This window comes from Gilvimarinus sp. 1_MG-2023, assembly GCF_030548285.1.
Genome location: NZ_JAUOSC010001959.1, coordinates 1 through 228 on the forward strand (window position 1 = coordinate 1; position 228 = coordinate 228).

At 50.9% G+C, this 228-nt stretch carries 1 protein-coding gene; it reads left to right on the forward strand.

Features of this window, described 5'->3' with window-relative positions; genetic code table 11:
• A partial coding sequence (locus tag Q4563_RS23500) for an ATP-binding protein (RefSeq protein WP_442903886.1) occupies nt 1-228 on the forward strand: 228 nt, incomplete at both ends.

Below are 228 nucleotides of genomic sequence, written 5' to 3' on the forward strand. Positions count from 1 at the left end.
GTACAACGGAACAACCAGAAGATTTTTGAAGAATCTGGCTCCACCATGTTACCGCGCGAACTGGAACAAGCTGCTTACGACTTTGCTGCCAAGCTGGCCGATGCTGTCGATTATGTCGGTGCCGGTACGGTTGAATTTATTTTCGACCTCGACGCCGACACCATTTACTTCATGGAAATGAACACCCGCTTGCAGGTTGAGCATCCCGTGACCGAATGGGTATCTGGC